16 protein-coding genes are annotated in these 25,245 nt (G+C 73.1%); 14 read left to right on the forward strand and 2 right to left on the reverse strand.

Features of this window, described 5'->3' with window-relative positions:
* Positions 1-693 precede the first annotated feature (693 nt).
* Positions 694-1,953, forward strand: coding sequence for a S8 family serine peptidase (locus ACQPYD_RS22915; RefSeq protein WP_433697625.1), 1,260 nt, complete (start codon positions 694-696; stop codon positions 1,951-1,953).
* Between the two features lie 68 nt (positions 1,954-2,021).
* Here the strand turns inward: ACQPYD_RS22915 and eccCa are convergent, their stop codons facing one another.
* Entirely contained in the window at positions 2,022-5,996 is a 3,975-nt protein-coding gene (gene eccCa, locus ACQPYD_RS22920) for a type VII secretion protein EccCa (RefSeq protein ID WP_433697626.1), read from the reverse strand.
* Positions 5,997-6,212: 216 nt separating this feature from the next.
* On the opposite strand from eccCa, the gene eccD reads away from it, so the two are divergent.
* From eccD to ACQPYD_RS22985, 13 genes are all read left to right on the forward strand, one after another.
* Positions 6,213-7,613, forward strand: coding sequence for a type VII secretion integral membrane protein EccD (gene eccD / locus ACQPYD_RS22925; RefSeq protein ID WP_433697627.1), 1,401 nt, complete (start codon positions 6,213-6,215; stop codon positions 7,611-7,613).
* Between the two features lies 1 nt (position 7,614).
* A complete protein-coding gene (eccB, locus tag ACQPYD_RS22930) occupies positions 7,615-9,060 on the forward strand; it encodes a type VII secretion protein EccB (protein WP_433697628.1) in 1,446 nt (481 codons plus the stop codon).
* A gap of 22 nt (positions 9,061-9,082) precedes the next feature.
* Positions 9,083-9,409 carry a hypothetical protein gene (locus tag ACQPYD_RS22935; RefSeq protein ID WP_267945580.1) on the forward strand — a complete coding sequence of 109 codons (327 nt, stop codon included), beginning with the start codon at positions 9,083-9,085 and terminating at the stop codon, positions 9,407-9,409.
* A 51-nt stretch (positions 9,410-9,460) separates the two neighbouring features.
* Positions 9,461-9,763 (forward strand): WXG100 family type VII secretion target, encoded by a 303-nt coding sequence (locus ACQPYD_RS22940; protein WP_267945581.1) that lies wholly within the window; start codon positions 9,461-9,463, stop codon positions 9,761-9,763.
* A gap of 123 nt (positions 9,764-9,886) precedes the next feature.
* The gene (locus tag ACQPYD_RS22945; protein WP_433697629.1) at positions 9,887-12,595 is read left to right on the forward strand and encodes an AAA family ATPase; all 2,709 of its coding nucleotides are present in this window, start codon (positions 9,887-9,889) and stop codon (positions 12,593-12,595) included.
* A gap of 32 nt (positions 12,596-12,627) precedes the next feature.
* Positions 12,628-15,918, forward strand: coding sequence for a hypothetical protein (locus tag ACQPYD_RS22950; protein ID WP_433697630.1), 3,291 nt, complete (start codon positions 12,628-12,630; stop codon positions 15,916-15,918).
* The gene (locus ACQPYD_RS22955) at positions 15,830-16,168 is read left to right on the forward strand and encodes a YbaB/EbfC family nucleoid-associated protein (RefSeq protein ID WP_433697631.1); all 339 of its coding nucleotides are present in this window, start codon (positions 15,830-15,832) and stop codon (positions 16,166-16,168) included. The genes ACQPYD_RS22950 and ACQPYD_RS22955 overlap by 89 nt, the downstream gene beginning before the upstream one ends.
* Positions 16,169-16,216: 48 nt before the next feature.
* A complete protein-coding gene (locus ACQPYD_RS22960) occupies positions 16,217-16,576 on the forward strand; it encodes a hypothetical protein (RefSeq protein WP_433697632.1) in 360 nt (119 codons plus the stop codon).
* A gap of 72 nt (positions 16,577-16,648) precedes the next feature.
* The gene (locus ACQPYD_RS22965; protein WP_433697633.1) at positions 16,649-18,268 is read left to right on the forward strand and encodes a hypothetical protein; all 1,620 of its coding nucleotides are present in this window, start codon (positions 16,649-16,651) and stop codon (positions 18,266-18,268) included.
* A gap of 66 nt (positions 18,269-18,334) precedes the next feature.
* The gene (locus tag ACQPYD_RS22970; RefSeq protein WP_433697634.1) at positions 18,335-21,646 is read left to right on the forward strand and encodes a right-handed parallel beta-helix repeat-containing protein; all 3,312 of its coding nucleotides are present in this window, start codon (positions 18,335-18,337) and stop codon (positions 21,644-21,646) included.
* 309 nt (positions 21,647-21,955) lie between these two features.
* Positions 21,956-22,177, forward strand: a complete 222-nt coding sequence (locus tag ACQPYD_RS22975) for a DUF2945 domain-containing protein (RefSeq protein WP_344184247.1) — start codon at positions 21,956-21,958, stop codon at positions 22,175-22,177.
* A 5-nt stretch (positions 22,178-22,182) separates the two neighbouring features.
* Positions 22,183-22,770, forward strand: a complete 588-nt coding sequence (locus ACQPYD_RS22980; protein WP_433697635.1) for a DUF488 domain-containing protein — start codon at positions 22,183-22,185, stop codon at positions 22,768-22,770.
* A 188-nt stretch (positions 22,771-22,958) separates the two neighbouring features.
* Entirely contained in the window at positions 22,959-23,867 is a 909-nt protein-coding gene (locus ACQPYD_RS22985; protein WP_433697636.1) for an aminoglycoside phosphotransferase family protein, read from the forward strand.
* 51 nt (positions 23,868-23,918) lie between these two features.
* Here ACQPYD_RS22985 and ACQPYD_RS22990 read toward each other — a convergent pair whose 3' ends face one another.
* Positions 23,919-25,241, reverse strand: coding sequence for an MFS transporter (locus ACQPYD_RS22990; protein WP_433697637.1), 1,323 nt, complete (start codon positions 25,239-25,241; stop codon positions 23,919-23,921).
* Positions 25,242-25,245 lie beyond the last annotated feature (4 nt).

Genomic DNA, 25,245 nt, shown 5'->3' on the forward strand with positions numbered 1-25,245 from the left:
CCGCGACACCCGCGACAGCGGTAACCCTGACCAGCACGACACCGACCCGGTTCCCGACCCGAACCCCGACTTGGACGGCAGCGACGACGGCGTGTCCCTGTACGACCCCCCCGACACACCCGTACACATCGCCCGCGAGGAGCGCAGGCCCCCGCACACCTGGCCCGCGACCCCGCGACCGGCGAACAGCACCCCGCCCCGGCTCTGAGAGCCGCCGTGCCACTGTGGCGCCGCCCTCCTCCCGCGGAACCCTCCCTCCGGGGGCAGACGACGCGGACCGGCCACCGGACGCTCATGGAACGTACACACGAAACGGAGTACGCTACCGCAGTCGGTCCTCCTCCCGGGGCTCCGTCCGAACGGACGGCCGCCCCTCCCCCGCGGTCGCGGCCGCGTCACCGCCCAGGGGAGGGCACCGGTCACGCCGGGTCCGGCGGGGCTCGCGGGGCCGGCCCCGTCCCGCGCGGAGGGTCCCGACGGAACGGCTCCGGAGAGGCCCCGACGGAACGGCGGCCGCCCCGGGTCCGGCGCGTCGCGGGGAGGCTAGCGTAGGGGCGCGGAACCTTCCCCGGCGCCCTTCTCCCCCGCGTACGGCCTCGGCGCGGAAGACGCACCCCCTCGACCCGTACGGGTCGCCCCACCGGGCGCGGAGCGCCCCGAGGACACCCCCTGACAGTCTGGAGCACACACCAGGTGACCGCACACACCGATCCGGGGACGGCCCGGTCCCGGCGCCGCCGCACCGCCGCAGCGGCGCTGGCCCTGGGACTCCTCGCCCCCCTCCCCGCGGCTCCGGCGTCGGCCGAGACGCCCCAGGACCCCGTCTCGCTCGCACAGGTCCACCCCTTCAAGGCCGAGAACCAGCCGTGCGCGGCCGCCGGCGGGGACGTCGTGGAGCAGACCCCCTGGACACACCACTTCCTCGGCCTGTCGCGGGCCCACGACCTGAGCACCGGCGAGGGGGTGGACGTGGCGCTGCTGGCCCCGGAGGTGGACGGCGGCGCCCCCGCGCTGGCCGACGCCGTGGAGGGCGGGCAGTCCGCCGACTGCCTCGGGTTCGGCACGTCGCTGGCCGGGGTGGTCGCCGCCCGGTCCGTGGAGGACAGCGGCCTGGTGGGCGTGGCCCCGGGCGCGTCGGTGACGGCCGTGGCCACAGGCAGCCCCGAGACCGGCCTGGCCTCCGCGCAGGAGATCGCCGCCGGGATCGGGAGCGCGGTGGACGCGGGGGCCCGCGTGGTCCTGGTGGGCACCGGCACGTGGGAGTCCTCCCCCGCCCTGGAGTCCGCCGTGGAGGCCGCGGAGGAGGCCGACGCCCTGGTCGTGGCCCCGGCGACGGTCCCCACGTCCCGGGGGCCGCTGCCGGGCCGGCCCGCCCAGGAGGCATCGGTGCTGAGCGTGGCCGCGCACGACGTGGAGGGCCTCCCCGTGGCCCAGGGCCCGCTGGTCCTGCCCAGCGGAGACCTGGCCCGCGTGGACCTGGTCGCGCCGGGCGACCGCGTGGTGGGAACCGGCCCGGGCGGCGGCCACGTGACCGCCGCGGGCGACGGCGTGGCCGCGGCGTTCGTGGCGGGGACCGCGGCCCTGCTCATGGCCCGGGAGCCGGACCTGAGCGCCGAGCAGGTGCGCGAGCGGCTCACCACCACGGCCTACGCCTCACCGCGGGGGGACTCGGACCCGCTGGCCGGGTACGGCAGGATCGACCCGCTGGCGGCGATGGCCATCGCACCGGGCGGCGTCCCCGCCGGGGTGGCGGGCGAGGGGTTCGTCCCCGATCCCTCCCCCTACGGTTCGGTGGACGCGCCGCCCACGGCGGCCGTGGTGTCCGTGACCCTCCTGCTCATCGTGCTGTGCGTCCTGGGCGGAGCGGTGTTCAAGCGCGGGCGCGACCGCAAGTGGCGTCCAGCCGGCCCGGGCGAACCGGTGCCGATGCGCTCCGACGAACCGGTGCGCTGACGCGGCGGGGCCCGCGGGGCACGCCTCCGGGCGTGCTCCACGGGCCCCGCCGACCCCCTTCCGGGGGATCAGTCCTCGGCGCCCTCGGCGATGGCCAGCTGCACCTCCACCGGGTCTCGGCGCGCGATCCACAGGGCGCGGCCGGGGGCCATCGCCCGCGCCCGGATGTTGCCGAACAGCATGCCCTCCGAGGGAGGGGCGGACAGCATGATGCTGGGCGTGTTGGAGTCGATGAGCGACCGGATGACGGGGTCGCCGGAGGCCCGGCTGAAACCGCCCGCGGCGTGCACGAGAACCACGTGCAGACCGATCTCCGCGCCCTGGCTGAGCATCGGCAGGAGCGGGGTCAGCGGGTTGGAGCCGCTTCCGGAGACCATCTCGAAGTCGTCGATGAGGACGAACAGCTCGGGGCCGGTCCACCAGTCGCGCTTGCGGATGCGGTCGGGGGTGACGTCGGGCCCGGGCAGCCGCGCCTTCATGGCCTGCGCGGCGGCGGCCATCATCTCCTTGACGTTGTCGCCCGAGACCGCGTAGCCGAGCTGCATGTCCGTGGGCACGGCGTCGTAGAGCTGGCGGCGCTGGTCGGCGAGCACGACCCGTGCGGTGGTGGGGCCGTAGTGGCTGCGGATCGCGTTGGTGATGTGGCGCAGCAGCGTGGTCTTGCCCGTCTCGGTGTCGCCGACCACGAGCAGGTGCGGTGTGACGCCGAAGTCGTGCCAGAACGGCTGCATCCGACGGCTCTCCAGCCCCATGGGCACCTTGAGACCACCCATCGGGGTGAGCTCGGAGGCGGGCAGCTCCCGGGCGTGCAGGATCGGGGGCAGGGTGCGCACCGCCGGGGCGGACGGCCCGTCCCAGGCCGCGCGCACGCGCTCGACGAGCTCGCTCATGCCCTCGGACAGCGTGACCGAGTCGGCGTCGCCGTCGGCGCGGGGCAGGCCGGTGAGCAGGTGGTGCTTGGTGTCGGTGATGCCGCGGCCGGGCACGCGGGGCACGGTCTGCGCGGCGCGCATGTGGACCATGGAGTCCACGGGGTCGCCCATGCGCAGCTCGAAGCGGGTGCCCATGAGGTCGCGGACGGCGGTGTGGAAGTCGGCCCAGCGGGGGGAGGCGACCACGACGTGCACGCCGTAGTTGAGGCCGCGCTGCACGAGCTGGACGATGGGGCCGACCAGGTCCGCGTAGTCCTGGCGGATGGTGCCCCAGCCGTCGATGACGAAGAAGACGTCGCCGTGGGGCTGGTCGGCGAACTCCCCGGCGGCGCGGCGCCTGCGGTAGGTGCCCATGGAGTCGATGCCGTTCTCGGCGAAGAAGACCTCACGCTTGGTGAGGATCTCGTTCATCTCCATGATGGTGCGGGTGATGCGCCGCTCGTCGGTGCGCGTGACGACGCTGCCCACGTGCGGCAGGTCCTTGAGCGCGGTCAGCACGCCGCCGCCGCAGTCGATCCCGTAGAACTGGACCTGGGCGGGGGTGTTGCACACCGCCAGGGTGAGGATGAACGTGGCCAGCATGGTGCTCTTGCCGCTCTGGGGGCCGCCCGCGATGCCGACGTGTCCGCCGGCCCCGGAGAGGTCCGCCACCAGGGGCAGGCGCCTGTGCTCGAAGGGGCGGTCGATGATCCCCAGCGGCACGCGCAGGACCGTCTCCTTCCTCCAGGCCAGGCCGCCCTCGGGCAGGCGGGTGCCGACCATGGCGAGCAGCTCGTCCACGAGCGGAGGCACCTCCAGCGGGGGAAGCCACACCTCGCGGGCCGCGGGGCCGAGGTCGTCCATCCGCTCCAGCGCGGTCGCGAGGAGGGACTCGCCGGTCTCCTCCTCCTGGACCTCGGGCTCCTCGGGTTCGGGAGCGGTCGCGTCCACGGGGGTGTCGGTGAAGAGCACCACCTCGCCGCCGACCGTGTTCCTGCGGGCGGCGCGGCGCTTGACCCGGTAGGGCCCGGAGACGTAGGCGGCCTTGAAGCGGGTGAGGGTCTCGGTGTCGGTCTTGAGGTAGCCGTTGCCGGGGGCCGAGGGGAGCTGGTGGGCGTCGGGGACGCCGAGCACCCCGCGGCTCTCGATGGCGGAGAAGGTGCGCAGCGCGATCCGGTAGGACAGGTGGCCCTCCAGCTGGTGCATACGGCCCTCGTCCAGGCGCTGGGAGGCCAGCAGCAGGTGGACGCCGAGGCTGCGGCCCAGCCGGCCGATCATGACGAACAGGTCCATGAAGTCGCGGTGGGCGGCCAGCAGCTCGCTGAACTCGTCGACGACCACGAACAGCGTGGGCATCGGCTCCATGCCGGGGTTGGTCTCGCGGGCCCTCTCGTACTCCAGGGCGGAGCTGAAGTTGCCCGCGGAGCGCAGCTGCTCCTGGCGGCGGACCAGTTCGCCGTGCAGGGCGTCCTGCATGCGCTCGACCAGGATGGCCTCGTCGGCCAGGTTGGTGATGAGCGCGGAGGTGTGCTGGAGCTGGTCGAGTCCGATGAAGGTGGCGCCGCCCTTGAAGTCGACGAGCACGAAGTTGAGGGTCTCGGGGGAGTGGGTCAGGGCCAGGCCGAGCACCAGGGTGCGCAGCAGCTCGCTCTTGCCCGAACCGGTGGCGCCGATGAGCATGCCGTGCGGGCCCATGCCGCCCAGCGCGGACTCCTTGAGGTCCAGCTCCAGCGGCGCGCCGTCGGAGTTCATGCCGATGGGCACGCGCAGCCGGTCCTTCTCGTGCAGCTCGCTCCACATGCGTTCGGTGTCGTGCCGGTGCAGGTCGGGGATGCCCAGGAGCGCGGTCAGCTCGAAGTCGGTCGTGAGGGGCTCGGTGACCTCGACGACCATGCCGATCCGGTAGGGCGAGAGCAGGCGGCCCAGGGAGGTGGCGCGGGACAGGCTCAGGGAGTCCGGCCGGCCCAGCACCTCCTCGACGTCGCGGCCGCTGTGGTCGCGGGAGAGCATCACCAGGCGCTCGGTCTCCACCCGCAGGGCCAGGGTGTAGGGGTCGTCCTCGGGGGGCATCGGGTCGGCGACGTCGACGACGACGGCGTTGCGGTAGCCGCCGCCCAGCATGCGCGACCCCGGGGGGATGCGCCCGCCGTCCACGACGATGACGGTGAAGGGCTCCTCGCGGCTGGGGGTCTCGGTGGGGTCGAAGCGGGGACGGTCGGCCAGGTCCGGGACGAGCTGTTCGAGGTCCATCGCGTCCGTGCACAGCAGCCGGGCCTGGCCCGCGCCGTCACGGGCGGTGGGGTGCTGGGCGTGGGGCAGCCACTTGGTCCACGACCACAGGGCCAGGTTCTCCTCGGAGGCGCACACGGCCACGCGCAGCTCGTCGTGGGCGTGGAAGACGGCGAGCTGACCGATGAGGGCGCGGACGAGGCCGCGGCTGGCGTCCAGGTCGCCGCGCATGGTGATGCGGGAGTACCCGCGCAGGTAGATCTGGACCGGCTGGTCCTCGACGGTTCCGTAGGCGCGGATGAAGCGGCGCAGCGCGTGGGCGCTGAGGGGTTCGAGGTCCTCCACCGGTTTGGAGGAGACCGGGGAGATCGTCATGGACAGCGCCTGCTCGCCCACGGCCATGCGCGCCTCGGCGAAGTCGTCGTCGGTCCCCCTGCGCTCCCACAGCCGGGAGGTGCGCACGATCGACCACAGGGCGTCGGGGTGGGGCGCCCGCCAGAGCATCGCGTCGCGCTGCTCGGTGACCACCCCCCGCAGGCGGGTGCGCATCTGCTTGAGGTAGCGCAGGTAGTCCCGGCGGTCGTCGTTGAGCTGGCGGCGGCGCTCCAGCATGGTGCGCAGGTACTGGCCGCCGAGCATCACCACGGCACCCGTGAGCATCATCCCGCCCGCCAGATAGGGCATGATGCTGTTGCCCCCACCGCCGCCGCCCATCATGCTCCCGGGGCGGATGATCATCATCATCATCGCCAAGGAGGTCATGGCCATCGGCAGGTAGGTGAACACCGAGGAGGCGTTGGCCTGCGGTTCGGGCAGCTCCGGTGGTTCCTGGAGGCTGACCTCGCCCGAGGGCAGGTCCGGCCCGGGGCGCCGCGGGGGACGGCGGACGAGGATCGTACTCACAGGACGGGGTCCTCCCTTGCAGGGAACAGCGGGGGCGGTCCGGAACGGGGACCGTAACCGGCGTCCGGAACCGGACGCCGGCAGCAGAACACTACCGTTGCCAACTAAAGTGACAGACACCAAAATTTAAAACAACACACCTCCAAAATGGGTCGTCGGAGTGTTACCGTCACTTCCACCCCTGTCACGACCCTGCCTCATGATGGGCCCCACCGGATGAACGATGTCGCCTCCCCTGACCTGTGCCGGCTCCTGATCCGCGCTCCCGAGCGCTCCTTCGAGATCGCGGCGCCCACAGAGGTCCCCCTCTCCGAGATCCTGCCCACCCTCGTGCTCTACGCCGAGGGTGACAACGGCGAGGACCTGGACGAGAGCGGCCTGGAGCACGACGGATGGGTCCTCCAGCAACTGGGCGACGAGCCCCTGGAGGAGGACGAGACCCTCCGCTCCCTGGGACTCTGCCACGGCGAGACCCTCTACCTGCGCCCCCGCCGCGACCAGCTGCCGCCGGTGCACTTCGACGACCTGACCGACGGCGTCGCCACCGGCATGAGTGAGCGCGCCGACCGGTGGCGTCCCGAAGCCACGCGCGTCCTGCTCCAGGCGCTCGGCCTGGTCGTGCTCTTCACCGGACTGGCCGTCCTGGTCAGCGGCGGCCCCGGCCTCCTGACCGCGGTGTCGGCGGCCTGCTCGTCGCTCCTCATGCTGCTGTCGGCCTGGGCGGCCTCGCGCGCCATGGGCGACCTGGCCGCCGCCACCGGCCTGGCCGCGGCGGCCACCCTGTACATGGCAGTGGCCGGCGCGTCCGTGCCCTCGGGCGACCCCGGCACCGCGCTGATCGGGGCGCGGGTCCTGACGGGAGCGGTGACCGCCGCCGGGGCCAGCGTGCTCGGCCTGGCGGCCGTGGCGGGCTCCGTGCCCTTCTTCGCCGGCCTGTTCACCGCCGAGGTGCTGTGCGCGCTGGGCGCGCTTTCCCTGATGTTCATCCCCGGCGCCACGGTCCCGGCCGTGGCGGCCCTGGTGGCGCTCATCGCGCTGCTGCTGGGCACGTTCGCCCCCCAGCTGGCCTTCCGCCTCTCCGGCCTGAAGCTGCCGCCGCTGCCCTCCAACCCCGACCAGCTCCAGGAGGGCATCGACCCCTACCCCGCGCGCGGGGTCCTGGACCGCGCCGAGCTCGCCGACCGGTTCCAGACCGCCCTGTACGCCGCCACCGGCGCCGTCCTGACGGTCTGCCTGGTCGTGCTCGGCGCCACCCCCGGGTGGGTGCCGATCACCCTGTGCGTGATCGTGTCGCTGGTGATGCTGCTCCAGTCACGCGGTCTGGCCAGCGCCTGGCAGCGGTCCTACGTGGTCGCGCCGCCCTGGATCGGGCTGACCGCGCTGGTCCTGGTCGTGGTGTGGACGGCCGACCCCCTGCCCCGCACCCTCGCCATGGTGGGCCTGTTCGCCGCCTCCGCGATCCTGGCGGTGGTGTCCTGGAACCTGCCGGGCACACGGCCGCTGCCCCACTGGGGCCGGGCCGCCGAGATCATCCAGTCGCTGCTGACGGTGGCCATCGTGCCCCTGGTACTGGCGATCTTCGGCGTGTTCTCGCTCCTGCGCGGAATCGGCGGCTGACATGCAGTCACGTCGCGACAGGGTGATGGCCCACAACTTCACCGTGGGCCGACTGGGCACGGCCATGCTGGAGGGCGACCCCGACGCGGTCGACGCCCCCATGCGCCGCACCCGTACCGGCACCTACATCGGCATCGCGATCGGCGTGGTGCTGTGCATCGGCTTCCTCGTGTTCGGCCTCATCTTCCCCGGGGGCGCCACCAGCTGGCGCCAGGAGGGCCGGCTGATCGTGGACCGCGACACCGGGGCCTCCTACATGTACTCGGCCGGGGTGCTGCGCCCCGTGGCCAACGGCGCCTCCGCCCGCCTGGTCCAGGGCGCCGACGCCGCCGTGAGCCTGGTCTCGGCCCGGTCCCTGGAAGGCGTGCCCGTGGGCGGCCCCGTGGGCATCGCCGCCGCGCCCGACTCCCTTCCCACCGAAGCGGGCCTGGAGGAGGCGGTCTGGCGGGTGTGCGCGCTGCCGCCCGAGGGCGAGGAGGACGAGCGGGGCCGCACCGCCCTGGTCGTCGGCGACGCCCCGGAGCCCACCCCGCCCTCCGCCGAGCAGGCGGTCCTGGTCTCCGGGCCGGACGGGGCTCCGCAGCTGCTGTGGAACGGCACCCGCCTGCGCCTGGACGAGGAGGGCGGCGCCGTCCAGGCCCTCGGCTACGGGACGAGCGACGCCCTGCCCGTCACCGCCGCCTTCCTCAACACCGTGCCCACCGGCCCGGACCTGACCGCGCCCGAGGTCCCGGGCGCCGGTGAGGACGCGGGCGAGCTGGCGGGCGGGCCCCGGCAGGTGGGACAGGTGTTCGCGGTGTCCACCCCCGGGCAGGGGGACCAGCACTACCTGCTCACCCGGGACGGCCTGGTGCCGCTCTCCGTGACGCAGGCACTGCTGTTGCTCGCCAACCCGGACATCTCGGGCGCCGCCTACCCCGACGCCCCCGCCGAGGCGCTGCCCCTGCCCGCCGGCGAGGCGCACACCCGGCTCTCCGACGGCCCAGCCCCGCGCGAGGAGCGCCACCCGGGCGCCCCGCCGGAGCTGGTGGGCGTCGGCGCGGGCGTGCCGTGCCTGCGGCTGGCCCCCGACGGCTCGCTGTCGCTGACCATGGACGACCCCGCCGGGGTGGAGGCGTGGCCGGTGCAGGAGCGGCCCGGGATCGCGCCGGGCTGCCCGACCCCCGACCTGGTGGGCATCGCCTCCGGCCGGGGCACGGTCGCCGCCGCCCAGCCGGTGGGCGGCGGCGCTGCCGCCACCACCCACTACCTCGTCACCGACAGCGCGGCCAAGTACCCGGTGGTCGACGATGCCGCCCTGACCGCCCTCGGGTACGAGACGGCCCAGGCCGTCCCGGTCCCGACCTCCCTCCTGAGGCTGCTGCCCTCCGGTCCGGTACTCGACCCGGAGGCAGCCGCCCTCCCCCTGGCGTCCTCGTCGATGGTCGAGGACGCCGGATGCCCCTGATGGAACGACCCGAGGAGAGCCTGTGAACCAGAGGACAAGGACTACAGACGAGGCCGAGCGCATCGCCCAGGAGGCGATGACCGAGGCCCACAGCCAGTGCAACACCATCTACACCAACGTGGACAACACGCGTGACAAACTGCGCATGTCCTGGCAGGGCGCGGCCTCCAACAAGTACAGCGAGGCGGTCGTCGGCTGGCTGGAGGAGCTGCGGCTCATCACCAACGACATGAACCAGATGATCGGCACGTTCGGCGGCACCGTCCACGCCATGCACGCCACGGAGGACGCGGCCGTCATCACCGGTTCGCGGTGGATGAACGAGCTCAACCCGAACCAGTCCGGCTGAGGCCTGCCGACCGCTCCCACACGCACGAGTCCCCCTCCGGAAGGCGAGACCATGACCATCAACGGTTTCGACGTCAGCTACGCCTACGTCGACGAGGCCACCAACGAGCTGCGCACCCAGACGCAGGCCGTACAGAACCAGATCGAGGCGCTCGACGCCCAGATGCAGACGGTCAAGGCGGAGCTCGACGGCGCCATGGCCACGGAGTACGACCGCAAGGTCGCTTCGTGGCGGGCCAACGTCGCCGACATGCAGGTTCTGCTGAACAAGGCGGAGACCGCCCTGAACGAGATCCGCAACAACTACTCCTCCACCGACGGGCGCGAGGCCATGAACTGGCAAGCGCTCCTGTAGTCCGTTCCCCCTCCCCCGGGGCGGGCGGCCCACCACTCCCCTCGGGGCGCCCGCCCCGCCCCCATCCCCCACCCCCGACAACCCGACGAACGACCGCCCTGTGGGCGGTGAGGAGGTCCTGACGTGGAGCCCCCCCTCTTCGACTTCCGTGCTGCCCTCTCCGGAGAGGAGCCGGACCCGACCGAGACCGAGGAGGCCGCCCTCCTCGAGGAGCAGAGCACCACCACGAACCGGTCGGAATCCGCCCCGATCAGCGTGGACCTGACCAGCGGCCTGCTGATGCTGAGACACGCAGGCTCCTCGGTCGAAGTGGACACCGCCACCCAGGAGGCGGTGCTCGACCCGGGCGAGTCCCCGGTGAGCGTCGACGGCGACGGCGTCATGCTGTTCGGCGCGCAGCGGGCGGGGGACACCGCCTCCCCGCACGTGTTCCCCGGGCAGGACACCGAGCACGTCGTCGCCGTGTCCGCCCCCGCGGGGGACGTCTCCGGCGAAACGCTCCACACGGAGAGCCAGTTCACACCGGTGATGCAGGGGACCCCGGCCCTTCCCCTCGAACCGACGATCGCCTCCGTCGGGGTGCCCGCCAACGCGGAGTCCGTCCCCGAGGGGGAGACGACCGCCCCTGAGCCCACCGTTCTCGCGGAGCCCTTCCAGCGGGCGGAGGCGACGGAGGCGCTGGCGCCGATGGAGTCCCAGTCCTTCGAGGCGATGACCCCGCAGCTGCCCACGGAGCCGCTCCAGGAAGCCGTCGCCCCCCTCAGCGACCTCCCCCTGGAACCCCTCTCCGAGGTGGAGCGGGGGGAGCTGTACGAGTCGGAACGGGACTCGGCCGGGGAACCGATCACCGGTGTGGAGCCCATATCCGCCGACGCCGACGACCCCGCCTTCGGTGAGAACGACTCCGAGATCCCCGGGGCGCCGGTCGTGACCCTGGACCCCGAGACGGCCGTCACCACCGTCGAGGCGGGCGAGCTGAAGTTCGTCCTGGACCCGGACACCAACACGATCAGCATCGAGCCCGGCGACCGGGACGTGCCCCTCGACCCCGAGGCGGCGCCGCTCACGGTCGAGACCGGGAACCTGGGCCTGACCATCGACCCGGCCGAGGGCACCGTCGAGATCGAGACGTCCCGCGCGGGCGAGGACGGGGAGTCGCTGCCGACCACGATCGAGGTCGGCGACCTGAAGCTCACCCTCGACCCCGAGACCGGCGAGGTGACCTTCGACCCCGGTGACGGGAGGGTGGAGGTCGACCCTGAGACCGGCCTGATCACCATCTCCGAGAAGGACGAGGACGAAGAGGGCGAAGAGGGGGAGGACCGGCCGGGCGGCGACGAGAGCAGTGACGACTCCGACCGGCCCGGCGGAGACGGGCCCGGCCAGGACGAAGAGGGCGAAGAGGGGGAGGACCGGCCGGGCGGCGACGAGAGCAGTGACGACTCCGACCGGCCCGGCGGAGACGGGCCCGGCCAGGACGAAGAGGGCGAGGACCGACCCGGCGGAGACCGGCCCGGTGGCGAGGACTCCCCCGGCAACGACCGCCCTGGCGGCGACGGACCCGGCGAACAGGAGGTCCCCGGGCACGACCGGCCGGGCGGCGAGGACCGGCCCGGCGGAGACGGACCCGGCCAGGACGAAATCCCCGAGCACGTGGGGAGCAACCGCCCCGGCGCGACCGACCCGGGCAGCGGGTCCCCCGGCGTTCCCGTTGGCGGCACCACGCCTCCGGTCACGTCAGAGCGCCCCGGCGAGGAGCACGACTCCACCGGCGACGGGCCCGGCGAGGACCCGGTGCCCCTGGAGCCGGCACACATCACCGTGCCCCCCGTCGCGGAGACGGGCGACACCCCCGGCGAACCGGGGGAAACGACACCGGATGACACCCCCGACGAGAATCTGAGCCGCCTGGAACCAGGTCCGGGGCCGGGGAACGAAACGCCCGGTGACCCCGGTGACGAGGAGGACCTGGAGTCGGGTCAACGCGAGACGGTGACGGCCGACCACACCCCCGGTGAGGACCCGATACCGACGGATCCGGCCTACATCACCGAACCCCCCGTCGCGGTCACCTCCGACAGGCCCGAGGAGGACACCGAAGGCGAGGGCAGCGGGAACGGCGCCGGGGGCGAGGACGAGGAAGAGCAGCCCGGGGACGAAGAGGAAAACCCCGGAGACGAAGAATCCGAGGACGAGGACGAAGAAGAGGAGGAAGAGGAAGAGGACGAAGAAGAAGAGGACGAGGAGGAGGACGAGGACGAAGAAGAAGAGGACGAAGAAGAGGGCGAAGGCGAGGGAGAGGGCGAAGGAGAAGGCGAGGACGAGGAAGAAGGCGAAGGAGAGGGAGAAGGCGGGGGCGACACCGGCGGGACCAATGACACCAGAGGCGACAACGGTGACAAGGGCACCAAGATCGACCTCCAACGGATCAAGGACTTCCGCTCCCAGATCGTGTCCCCCCTCCAGGACGAGATCGCCTATCTGGTCACCGACTTCTCCGTGTACGGAGGCGAAGGCCCCTACCAGAGGCTCGGGAACCCCTCCATCCTCACGGAGGCAGGGACCCTCGGCTCGAAGATCGACTCCTCGCTGAACAGCATCTACCAGTTCCTCGACGGCTTGCAGACGGAGCTGATCCAGATCGAGGACAGGCTCTCGGAGAACCTCATCGTCTTCGCCGACCTCGAGGACGAGCAGAGCCTCACCGCCCAGGAGATCTTCAACCTGATGTACCCGAGCCAGAGCAGTTCGGGCGGCGGCGGTGGCGGTGGCGGCGGCGGCGGCGGCGGCGGAAACAACCAGGACACGGACGAGGACAGTAGCGAGGCCTAGCCCCGAGGCGCGATCCACAGAAGGAGGGGAAAATGCCGCCGGAAAGAGAACTGGAAGACCTTCCGGACAAACCGCTGCACGAGCTCATGAACATCTTCGCCGACAGCGACGAAGGGGGCTCCTATCCGCCGATGGTCGGCATCGACACGGTCACCAAGGACCCCTGGGTCGCCGACGGGCGCTACCACTTCCACGAGAACACCAACCCCTTCACCGGTTTCTCCTGGAATTACGGCGGCCACGAGATGGACCGCTGGTGGAGCTACCGGGACTACTACACGGCCTACATGTCGACGCCCAGCGGTTACGGCTACTCCTACGAGACCTACGGCATCGACTACGCGGGCTACACGATGCAGAGGCACCTGTGGGGTGAGAAGACCCTCAGCGATGACAAGGAGAGCCTGCACGAGGAGGGAACCCCCCCGCAGGACACGTTCCGCCAGCAGCTGAGCAACCTGGCCCTCCTCGCCGACTACGAGAAGAACAAGCTGGTGTCCACCAGCTGGGACATCACGCGGCTGCAGAACACCATCGACGACCTGAACAACCTGCGCGAGAAGCTGGCCCCCTACATCGACGGAGAGGGGGGCGGCAGCCTGAACAAGCTCTGGAAGGAGATCGACACCCCGGACGGGCCCATGCAGGGCTCGGCCGCGGCGGCGTACCAGTACCGCCTGAAGGACCTGGCGTACCGGATGACCGCGGTCTACGACAAGATCCCCGATTACACGAAGCAGCTGGGGGATCTCAGGGAGAGCCTGAAGCCCGGTACCAGCGGGCTCGCCACGGCGGTGAGCGAAGCCCTCAAAGGCACGGGCGGGACCGTCCAGGGCGTCCTCGACACCTGGTACTTCTACACCTCCGCGGGGACGGAGACGTTCAACCCGGAGCGGGACCAGTTCCAGGTCCTGATCAACAACGGACCGCCCGGCGGGGAACCGGTGATGGGCATCCCCGGGGACCAGGCCACCCAGGACAACATCAACAACACGCTGTACCAGAGGTTCCGGGACCACTACAAGGGGGTCTACGAGACCGTCAACGACCTGCGCGACAGCATGGCGCTCTACTACAAGAGCGTCAACGACGTCCTGCCGCGCATCGAGGTTCCCACCTCGCTCCCGACGGAGACGCCCACGGGCCCCGGCCCCGGTCCCGGTCCCGGTGGCGGAGGCGGTCCCGACAACCCGTTCAACGACTGGGAGATCGACAACCCCTTCGACGACTGGGAGATCGACAACCCCTTCGCCGGCTGGGACGAGGAAGACATGCCAGGTCCTCCGCCGCCCCCGCCGCCCCCGCCGCCGCCTCCCCCGCAGCTTCCGTACAACGGGCCCGGAACCGGCGGTGACGGCCCCGGGAACAACGAGATCCTGCCCCCGCCCCCGCCGCCCCCGAACGACCTCGGGCTCAACGGCCCCGGACAGGGCGGTCCCGAGGGTCTCGGCGGCCCGCCGCCGTTCACGCCGGACCTCGGCCTCAACGGCCCCGGCAACGGCGGCCCCGAGGGAATCGGCGGTCCCGAGGGGGCCGGCGGCCCCATCACGCTTCCCCCGCCTCCTCCGAACCTCGGCCTCAACGGCCCCGGCTTCGGCCAAGGGGGCGAGAACGGCCCCCTCATGCCCCCGCCCCCGCCGCCCCCGAACGACCTCGGCCTCAACGGCCCCGGACAGGGCGGCGGCAGCGACCCCGGCATGAACGGGCCCTTCATCCCCCCGCCCCCGCCCCCGAACCTCGGGCTCAACGGCCCGGGAAGCGGCCGCGGCGGTCCGGCAGGCTACAACGGCTCCCTGGAGCGCGATCCGGCGACAGGGCTCCCGCTCAACCCCGAGACCGGCGAGCCCTACCCCATCGACCCCGAGAGCGGCCTGCCCTTCAACCCCGACACCGGCCTGCCCATCAACTTCGATCCCCAGACCGGGCAGGTCCTGCCCATCGACCCCGTCACCGGACAGCCGCTCCCCATCGGGGAGACCGGCAGCTCCCTGGAGTTCGACCCGGCGACAGGGCTCCCGCTCAACCCCGAGACCGGCGAGCCCTACCCCATCGACCCCGAGACCGGTCTGCCCTTCAACCCCGACACCGGCCTGCCCATCAACTTCGTCCCCCAGACCGGGGAAGTCCTGCCTGTCGACCCCATCACCGGCGAACCGCTCCCCGTCGACCCCGTCACCGGACAGCCGCTCCCCATCGGGGAGACCGGCAGCTCCCTGGAGTTCGACCCGGCGACAGGGCTCCCGCTCAACCCCGAGACCGGCGAACCCTTCCCCGTCGACCCCGGAACCGGCCTGCCGTACAACCCCGACACCGGCCTGCCCATCAACTACGACTCCGAGACCGGGCAGGTCCTGCCCATCGATACGGTCACCGGACAACCGGTCGGCATCGACCCGTCGACCGGGCTGCCGACCGACTACGACTTCAACGTGCCCGCTCCCCCGCCCGACCTCGGGCTCAACGGCCCCGGCACCTCCAACGGCGACGACTACGTGCTGCAGCCTCCACCGCCGCCGGCGGACCTGGGGCTCAACGGCCCCGGCACCGGCATCGGGGAGGACGTACCGATCAACCCGGTCACCGGCGAGCCCTACGTCATCGACCCGCTCACCGGCCAGCCCTACCCGATCAACCCCGAGACCGGGGAGCCGATCACGGACAGCGGCGGCATCCCGGAAGGACCGATCCCGGAGATCCTGCCGCCGCCGCTGGCGCCCGACGACATCGGCCTCAACTACGGCGGCCTCGATCCCAGCCCTTACTCCAGTGACGGCCCGGGCTCGCCGGACAGCTCCGACCGCTCCTCGCTGTTCGCCAACCCCGATGGCACCCAGTACACGGCGGGCGGCCCCAACGGGGCCTCCGGCGGCCAGGGCGCCCCGGGCGCCGGAGGCGGGCTCGGCGGCGCAGGGGGGCTGGGCGGCCAACCGGGTGCGGGCACCGGAGGCGCAGGCGCCGGAGCCGGCGGCATGGGTGGTATGGGCGGCATGCCGATGATGCCCCCCATGATGGGCGGCGGCATGGGCGGCGGTGGCGGTGGCGGTGACAACAACCGCGACCGGCAGCGCTCCACCTGGCTCTCCGAGGACGAGAAGGTCTGGGGAACCACGGCCGACGCGCAGAGATCCGCACTGGGACGTCCCGTCCCCGGCCAGAACAAGAAGGGAGCATCCCGGCATGAGCTCGCAGATGCAACGCCAGATGGAAGAGGAACTGGCACAGCTTCACAAGACGATGGACCGACTGGTGGACGCAAGCGCAAACCTGGAGGCGGCAACCGAAGAGGTCGTGGCGAAGAACAGACTCGTGGGCGCGAAGGTTGACGCGACGGGCGAGCTGGTCGAGCTGAAGTTCCACACCCAGGCCTACCGGGACATGGCACCCACCGAGCTGGCCGCCGCCATCACCGAGGTGGTCAACAAGGCACGGAGCCAGATGGCCGAGCGCGTCACGGAGGCCTACAGCCCCTTCATGCCGGACGTGGCGGGCGCTCAGGAGATCATGAACGGCGACCTCGACCCGCTCAAGCTGCTCGACCGCCTGGGCATCCCCTCCGACGACCCGCGACAGTAGGCGTCCCACGCCGCACCCGCGGCTGGGAACCGAGAAGAGGAGACGGACATGACGGACCGCGGCGACGGCTTCTTCGCCGACCTCGACGGCATGGCCAGGAACAGCTGGAGCGTCAACGACGCGGCCGAGTACGCCCATGAGACCCAGCAGTGGCTGAACAGCGAACTGGCTTCCCTGGAGGACCCCACCATCTGGGGCAAGGGCGACAAGTTCGCCGACGAGATGGACAAGTCCCTGGGGCTGCTCAGGACCTCCATCGAGGAGTACATGGGCTTCGTGGTCATCGCGGCGCAGGACACGAGCGCCATCCTGGGCGGCACCAAGGAGAAGTTCGGCCGCACGGAAGAGGACAATGTGAACCGCGTCCCGGACATCAACACCCCTGGTGGTCCCGGAGGACGCCGGTGATCCCCGCCCCCGCCCCCACCTTCCCGGGCGGCCGTTCCCGCGGCCGCCCGGGCCCCCCGAGAAGGAGTTCCGATGTCTGAGAGTGCGCAGGCGCGCGGCGCGGCGGAGGACCGTCCCACACCGTCGTCCGAGTTCCGGACGGCGCTCTCCGGTGGAGCCGACGGCACCGTCTCCGGCGGGGCCGCGGGCTCCGCGGCGCACATCGCACCTGCTCCCCCGTCCGGAGCCGCCGAGGGGGCTGCCGAGGCCGTTCCCGCTCCCCGGATCACCGGCGCCCTGCACGAACCGGCCGCACCCCAGGCCCCGGAGGTGGCCCTGGACCGTCCGGGCAAGCCCGCCCTGGCGGGCGCCGCCATCGCGGGCCTGCTGCTGGTCGCCGCCCCCTTCGCCATGACGGCGGGCGTGCCCGGGGTGACCCTGGAGGCGACGCCGCTCGCCTCGGACGCCGGCGGCGCCGGCGGCCCGTCCTCGGGCACCGCCGAGGCCGGCGCCTCGGGCGGCGGTGAGTCCGGGGCCGTCGCCGCTCCGGCGGACACGGGCGCCGCGACCGTGCCCCAACAGGGCGCCGCGCCCCAGGAGACCGGTTACGTCCCCGAGGTGAGCGGGGACGGAGCCGCAACCCCGACGATGCCCGACCCGGGCGCCGGCGCCACCGGCGGGGGGAACCCCGTGGAGACCGCCCCCGCCGCGCAGGAGAACCCGGGCGCGTCCGGAGCCCAGGAGGCCGGGAACGGCGCGGGCGAGACGGCCGCCGCCGGGGAGCCCGGGGCCGGCGCGGGCGAGACGGCCGCCGGTCCCCCCGCCGACGGGGAAGCCGCGGACGGCACGGCCGGAGAGGACACGGCGGCCGGAGGCGACGAGGGCGCCGGGACCTCCGGGGAGGGCGAGACCGACGGGGCGGCCGGAGAAGGCGCCGGCAACGGCGACACCGGCGACACCGGCACCGGGGACACCGGGAGCGGCCCCGCCACGGAGGAGATGAACGCCCCCCTCGCCGACACCGCCGGAACCGGCGACACAGCCCGGGAGGGCGGGGCCGCCGGCAGCGGCGACACAGCGGACGGCGGGTCGGCGTCCGCCGACGCCCCGGTCGCCGACCCGCCGCCCTCGGAGGGCGGGGGCTCCGTCCTGGAGAACTCCGTCGCGATGACCGGGGGTTCGGAACCGGAGCCCTTCCTCGCCGTATCGGGGCCCGGCTGCCAGGCCTCCCCCGGCGCCTCCTACGCGAACGAGGGGCGCTGGGACAGCGCCGAGGGCACCGCCAGCTGGGCCACCCGGCCCGGCGGGTACGCTCAGGAGGGCTGCGACGGCGGCTACGAGGCGCTTCCCGTCTCGGGCGACCCGGAAAGGGGCAACGGCCAGTACGCCACCTGGACGTTCACCCCCGGGGAGGCCGGGATCTCGTGCGAGCTCTACGTCCACGTGCCCGACGACGAGAGCCCGCTGTGGATCTCGCCCGGGGAGGCCCGCTACCAGCTCTTCTCCGGCCCCTCGGCCGAGGGGTCGCCCGTGGCGGTCTTCGGGATCGACCAGGCGGGGATCCGGGGCGGATGGGTCCAGGTGACCGGGTTCACCTCTCCCACGGAGGAGTTCACCGTCAAGCTCACCAACGCGGGGGCCGACGCCCTCGCGGACCAGGAGCACGCCAGCTCGCACGTGGCCGCCTCGGCCGTGCGCGCGTCCTGCTCCTGACCCGCCCCCGGCGGGGCGGCCCCCGCCGCCCCGCCACCTCCCCTCCCCCGATCTAGGAAGACACCGATGACCAGGCAGCTCCTCACCGTCGACGCCGGCGCCCAGGACGGGCACGCGACGATCACCGAGGCGGTCGAGGCCGCCGCCAGCGGTGCCCTCATCACCATCGCCCCCGGCCGCTACGAGGAGAGCCTCGTCCTGCGCGACGTGGTCACCCTGATGGCCCGCGACGGCCTGGGCAGCGTCGAGATCACCACCGGCTCCGGCTGCGCCGTGGTCTCGGGCGCCGAGGCGGTCAAGCTGTCCGGGCTGGTCCTGCGCGGCCGCCACGCCGACTACCCCGCGGTGGACATCCCCCTCGGGCAGCTGGAGATGGCCGACTGCGAGGTGGAGGGCGCGTCCTGGACCGCGGTGTCGGTGCGCGGCGACGGCGCGCTCGCCATGCGCGACAGCCGCGTCACGTGCTCGGCGGGCGCGGGGGTGGTGATCACCTCCTCCGGGCCGAGCGTCATCGAGGACTGCGTGGTCGAGGAGGTCGACACCAGCGCCGTGGTCATCGGCGAGCAGGCGCGCCCCACGATCCGCTCCTGCGTGCTCCGCGACGCCGGGGGCAACGGCGTGTTCGCCAGCGGACAGTCCGGGGGCACGATCCGGGACTGCGAGATCTCGGGGACCAAGAAGCCCGCGGTGGCGCTGGAGGAGGGCTCCGCCGCGTCGCTGCTGGGCACACGCGTGCACGACACCGAGGGCGACGGGCTGGTCGTGTCCAGCCGTTCGCGCCCGGTCGTGGAGGACTGCGTGTTCGAGGACGTGGGCGGGCGCGGCGTCGTCGTGCACAACGGCGCGGACCCGCAGGTGGCGCGGGTGCGCGTGGTGCGCGCCAAGAACGTGGCGATCCACCTGTCGGGGCGGGCGCGCGGCACCTTCACCGACTGCGAGGTGGAGGAGTCGGGCGGCGACGCCGTGCAGGCCGTGGAGCGGTCCTCCACCGCCTTCCTCGGCCTGGTCGTGCGCGGCGGGCAGGGGCTGAGCCTGCGCGGCGACAGCGTCGTGGAGTTCGACCGCGGCCTGGTCAGCGGGACCGCCGGCCCCGGCGTGGTGGTCGAGGAGTGCGCCCCCTTCATGCGCGGGACCGCGATCAACAACACCCGGGGCCAGGGCGTGGTGTTCGGCAAGGGCGGACGCGGACGCCTGGAGGACGTGACGCTGGACCGCACCGGCAAGAGCTCCGTGTCCGTGGAGGAGGGCGGGGCGCCCCTGCTGACCGGTGTGCAGATCTCCGGGAGCCGCGACGCCGGGATCTCGGTGGGCGCGGACGGCTCCGCCGACGTGCGCGACTGCGACGTGTCGGAGTGCACGGGCGACGGCATCGCGGTGCGGGCCGGCGGCCGGGCGACGGTGCTGCGCACCCGGGTGTACAACGGCCGCCGCAACGGCGTGCTGGTGGCGGCGAAGGCGACCGCCACGCTGCGCAGGTGCGAGGTGTTCGGCAACGGCGCCGACGGCATCCTCGTGCACTCCGCCGAGGACGTGGTCGTGGAAGACTGCTCGGTGCGCGACAACGGCCGCTCCGGTCTGCGCCAGACCGTGGCCAGCCAGAGCATGCGCACGGAGGAGCTGCTCAGCCGCGGCAACGGCGCGCCGGACGCGTTCGGCGACCTGGCGGGCGCGCCCGTCCCGATGCCGGAGGCCCCCGCCCCCGTGCAGGAGGACGAGGACTCCGAGGAGGTCGGCCCCCTCAAGGAGCTCGACGCGCTGGTGGGCCTGGCCGGGGTCAAGCACGAGGTCAAGACGCTCGTCACCCGCAACCAGATGGCCCAGCGCAGGGCCGAGATGGGCCTGCCCACGCCGCCCATGAGCCGACACCTGGTCTTCGGCGGCGCTCCCGGTACGGGCAAGACCACGGTGGCCCGGCTGTACGGGCAGATCCTCGCCGAACTGGACGTCCTGCGCTACGGGCACGTGGTGGAGGTCGCCCGCGCCGACCTGGTGTCGCAGTACGTGGGCGGCACGGCGATCAAGACCACCGAGGTGTTCGAGCGGGCCAAGGGCGGCGTGCTGTTCGTCGACGAGGCCTACACGCTGGCGAGCGGCAGCGAGGGCGGGAGCGGCGGCGGCCCCGACTTCGGCCGTGAGGCCATCGACACCCTGGTCAAGCTCATGGAGGACCACCGCGACGAGGTCGTGGTGATCGTCGCCGGCTACACCGAGCAGATGCAGAGCTTCCTCGACACCAACCCCGGCCTGGCCTCCCGGTTCAGCCGGACCATCGAGTTCACCAACTACGCGGCCGAGGAGCTGACGGAGATCGTGCGCAACATGTGCGTCTCCCACAGCTACCGGATGGCGGAGGAGACCGAGGCGGCCCTGCTCGCCCACTTCGAGCGGGTGCCCAAGGGCCCGGCGTTCGGCAACGGCCGCGAGGCCCGCAAGCTCTTCGAGGAGATGATCGACCGCCAGGCGTACCGGCTGGGCGGGACCATCCCCGACAGCCCGGACTCGCTCACCCTCCTGCTGCCCGAGGACCTCGGGGAGGCGGCCGAGGAGGAGCAGCTCGGCGGCACGGCGGACGGGATCGCCGCCCTGCGCGAGGAGCTCGACGCCATGGTCGGCCTGGCGAGCGTCAAGGAGACCGTCAACGACCTGGCCAACCTGCTGCTGATGTCGCAGCAGCGGCGCGCCATGGGGCTCCAGGTGGCGCCGATGAGCCACCACCTGGTGTTCGCCGGTCCCCCCGGTACCGGTAAGACGACCGTGGCCCGCCTGTACGGCAAGCTCCTGCACGCCCTCGGGGTGCTGCGCGGCGACCACGTGGTGGAGGCGGCGCGCTCGGACCTGGTGGGGCGCTACGTCGGGCACACCGCCCAGCTGACCGCCGAGGTGTTCGAGCGGGCCAAGGGCGGCGTGCTGTTCGTCGACGAGGCCTACTCGCTGGCGCCGCGCGGATCGGGCAACGACTTCGGCCAGGAGGCCATCGACACCCTGGTCAAGCTCATGGAGGACCACCGCGACGAGGCGGTGGTCATCGTCGCCGGGTACACCAACGAGATGCAGCGCTTCCTCGACTCCAACCCCGGTCTGGCCTCCCGGTTCAACCACCAGGTGGAGTTCCCCGACTACAGCGACGACGAGCTGGTCACCATCGTCCAGCGCATGGCGAAGGGCTCGGGGTACACCTGCGGCGAGGCGACGACGGCGGCCCTGCACGAGCACTTCTCGGGGGTGGTCCGCGACGTGAACTTCGGCAACGCCCGCTACGCGCGCCAGGTGCTGGAGCGGATGATCACCCGGCAGGCGGGCCGCCTGGTCAACGGCGTCCAGAACGCCACCATGGAGGACTTCACCACCTTGCTGCCCGAGGACATCCCGGCCCGCTGAGGCCGTCCGCGGGCCGGCGGCGGTGTGCCCCGTGCGGCAGGACGGCCGGGAGGCCCCTCCGGCAGGGGCCCGGTCACGGACCGCCCGTGGCCGGGCGCGCCCCCGCCGACCTCCGCGCAACCGCTCCGGCGCCCGGCCCCCGTCCGCGTCCACCGGGCGCCGCCCGGTGGACGGGGAGACCCGGGACCGAACCGGGGAGCGAGGCGTCTTCCCCGGCGGTGGGCCCCGCGGCGTGCCCCGCCCGCATACCCCGGGGTCGTCCGGGGTATGTCGGGGGTCCGTCCCGCCACGACCGGAGGAGGGTGCGCGATGACACGCCGTTTCGACGTCGGCGACCATGTGAGCTGGAACTCCGAGGCCGGACGGGTGTCCGGCACGATCACCAGGGTCCACACCGGCGACTTCACGTTCCGGGGCCGTACGCGCCGCGCGTCCGAGGACGATCCGCAGTACGAGATCGAGAGCGACAGGACCGGCCGCACGGCGGCGCACAAGGACGAAGCCCTGACCCGGACGTCCGGCGGCGGCTAGCCGCGATGGCGCCGCCGTTCCTCACCGTGGGCCACTCCGACCGCACGTTCGAGGAGTTCGCCGCCCTGTTGGAGGAGGCCGCCGTGGAGACGGTGGTCGACGTGCGCAGGCTTCCGGGCTCCCGCCGCAACCCGCAGTTCGACGAGGAGGCGCTCTCCACGGCCCTGAGCGCTCTCGGCGTGCGCTACGAGCGCGTCGCGGAGCTCGGCGACCGGCGCCCCGTCGCCGGGGGCGTGCCCCCCGAGGTCAACGGGCTCTGGCGCAACCGCGGCTTCCACAACTACGCCGACCACGGGCTCTCGGCCGAGTTCGGGACGGGGCTCGCCCGGCTGCGCGCGGCGGGCACGGCCCACCGCGCCGCCGTGATGTGCGCGGAGGCGGTGTGGTGGCGGTGCCACCGGCGCATCATCGCCGACCACCTCCTCGCCCACGGCCACGAGGTCCTCCACATCATGGACGGCCACCGCGTGGACGCCGCCCGGCTCACCCCGGGGGCCGTCGTGCGCACCGACCGCGTCGTCACCTATCCGGCACGGCCCTCGGACGAGCACGGCCCCGGGTCCGCCCCGACGGGCGCGTCCCCCCGGGGGTGACGCAGCCCGCCCGCGCGCGGGCCGGGTGCTCCGGGCGGTCCGCCGGGTCGGGGCGCCGCCGCACCGCACCCCGCTGCGACCACCGCCGCCCCCGCCCACCCGGCCGGGGACGACGGGCGTCCGCGCCCCTGCGCGTCTGCTCCGCACCGCCCGCGCGCGGGCCGGGCCCGTGGGCTACATTTCTGGCCATGACGCACCCCCCTCTCGGCCTCACCGCGGAGTTCGTCCGGGACCTGTTGCGCGAACAGCACCCCGACCTGGCCGACCGTCCCCTGTACTCGGGCACGCGGGGCGCGGGCAACCAGATGTGGCGGCTCGGGGACGACCTCGCCGTACGGCTGCCCTGGACGCCGCGGTCCGCGGAGGCCCTGGTGCGGGGAGAGCTCGCCTGGCTGCCCTCCCTTGCGCCGCGCCTTCCGCTGCCGGTCCCGGTCCCGTTGCGCCTGGGCATGCCCGGTGCGCGGTTCCAACGCCCCTGGACCGTGACCACCTGGGTTCCGGGAACGCCCGCGGACCGCGCCCCGGTCACGGACGCCGCCCGTGCGGCCGAGGACTTGGCGGCCTTCCTGACCGCCCTGCACCGGCCCGCGCCCGAGGACGCACCCGTGAACCGCAAGAGCAGGCGCCCCCTGGCCGGCCATGCCGGGCAGTTCGCCGAACAGTTCGCCTCGGCCGCAGCCCAGGGGCTGATCGAGGACCCGGAGGCGGTGCGCGCGGTCTGGGAGGACGCGGTCGCCGCTCCCCGCTGGCAGGGGTCGGCGCTGTGGTTGCACGGCGACCTGCACCCGGCCAACGTCCTGACCCGCGACGGCGCGTTGTGCGGGGTGATCGACTTCGGCGACCTGTGCGCGGGCGACCCGGCCTGCGACCTGGCCGCCGCCTGGATCCTGTTGCCGGACGGCGGGCTCGACCGCTTCCTGGGGGCCTACCGCCCGGCCCCGGACCCAGCGACCCTGCGCCGTGCCCGCGGCTGGGCGGTGCTGTGCGCACTCGGCGGCGTGCTCGTCGGCGAGGCCGGCGTCCGCGGACGCCCCGGCGGCCACGACACCTGGGGGCCGCCGGCCCGGGCCGCGCTGCGCCGCCTCGCCCGGGGCTGAGGGAGGCGGTCGGCGGCACGGGCCGGTGCCGCCGACCGGGCGGCGCTCCCGTCAGCGCAGCGTGGTGCGGGTGAGCGAGAGGTCCTTGGTCTCCCTCACCAGGGTCAGCACCACCAGGAGGCTGATCGCGGCCACCCCGACCAGGTAGAACGCCGGCGTGAGAGCGCTGCCGGTGCTGCTGACCAGCCACGTCGCCACGAACGGCGCGGTGCCGCCGAACAGCACGTACGCGGCGGTGTAGCCGACCGCCGAGCCGCTGGCCCGCAGCTGCGCGGGGAACATCTCCACCATCATCGGCACGTTGGACGTGCCGATCACGGCGACGAGCACGGCCAGGACCGAGGTCCCCACCAGCGCCCCGGCCAGCCCGGTCGACATCAGCTGGAACGCGGGGTACGTCAGCAGGACGAACCCACCGCAGGCGATCATCAGCATGGGCCGCCTGCCGAAGCGGTCGCTGGCCACGGCCATCAGCGGACACGCCGCCGTGTACGCGAGCATCGCGACGACGCTGGTCATGAGCGCCTGGGTCTTGGTGTAGTCCAGCGACTCCGACATGTAGCTGATCATGTACGAGCTCATGAAGTAGTAGCCGACCGCGTTCGTGATGCTGTAGCCGAACAGCGTGAACATCTGGCGCCCGGAGACCCGGAAGGCCTGCCGCAGCGGGCTCTTCGTGGTGTTCTCCTGCGCGGCCATCTCGCGGAAGACCGGGGTGTCGTCCAGGCGGGAGCGCAGGTACAGGCCGATGGCGCCGAGCGGGCCCGCGATCAGGAACGGGATCCGCCAGCCCCACGACATCAGGGCCTCCTCGCTGAGGGTGCCGGTGAGCAGCACGCCCACGCCGGAGCCGACCACCGCGGCCACGCCGACGGTGATGGGGACGGCGCTGGCGTACCGGGCGCGGCGGCCCTCGGGGGCGTACTCCATGATGAAGGAGGAGGCGCCCGTGTACTCGCCGCCGGTGGAGAAGCCCTGGACCGTGCGCATGAGCAGAAGCAGCAGTGGGGCGCCGAGGCCGATCGCCGCGTAGGTGGGCAGCAGGCCGATCCCGAGGGTGGCGCCGCTCATGCACAGCACGCTCAGCGCGAGGGCGCGGTTGCGGCCGATGCGGTCGCCGTAGTGGCCGAAGAACAGGGCGCCGATCGGCCGCGCGACGAACCCCGCCGCGAAGATCGCCCAGGTCGCCAGCAGCGCGGCGGCGGGGTCGTAGTTGGGGAAGAACAGCACCGCGATGGTGGCCGACATGACGGCGTAGGCGCCGGAGTCGAACCACTCCACGAAGTTGCCGATGGCGGTGGCCACGGTGACGCGGCGGCGTACGCCGCCCATGTCGCGGGGTGGCGTCGCGGGGGCTTCCTGATCGTTCAGCACCGTA

Origin of the sequence: Nocardiopsis sp. CA-288880 (genome assembly GCF_050955985.1) — a bacterium.
In the GTDB taxonomy this organism is placed as follows: domain Bacteria; phylum Actinomycetota; class Actinomycetes; order Streptosporangiales; family Streptosporangiaceae; genus Nocardiopsis; species Nocardiopsis tropica.